At 35.5% G+C, this 487-nt stretch carries 1 protein-coding gene; it reads left to right on the forward strand.

Annotated elements, in window-relative coordinates; all coding sequences use genetic code 11:
- The coding region (locus IDG65_RS14185) for a helicase-related protein (protein WP_274611364.1) at nt 1-487 on the forward strand (487 nt) is incomplete at both ends.

A 487-nucleotide genomic window follows, 5' to 3' on the forward strand; every position in this document is an offset into this window, starting at 1 on the left:
GTCTCACGTTACATTGCCACAAATAAGAGGGATGTTTAATGGTGACCGTGCGCGTAAGCAAGTGCTAGTAGATCATGGTTTCCGATTACCTAGTGCGATGGATAACCGACCATTAAAATTTGAGGAGTTTGAACAAAAAACGAATCAATTGGTATATGTATCAGCTACACCAGGACCTTATGAGATTGAACATACCGATGAAATGATTGAACAAATTATCCGTCCTACTGGTCTTTTAGATCCTAAAATTGATGTTCGACCAACTAAAAATCAAATTGATGATTTACTTAGTGAAATTCAAGAACGTATTGATAGAGATGAACGTGTCTTAGTCACAACGTTAACTAAAAAAATGAGTGAAGACTTAACGACTTACATGAAAGAAGCGGGTATTAAAGTTAATTATTTACACTCAGAGATTAAAACGTTAGAACGTATTGAAATTATTCGTGACTTAAGAATGGGTACGTATGATGTAGTTGTGGGT

Source organism: Staphylococcus sp. EG-SA-17, assembly GCF_017151845.1.
Classification (GTDB): Bacteria; Bacillota; Bacilli; order Staphylococcales; family Staphylococcaceae; genus Staphylococcus; species Staphylococcus aureus.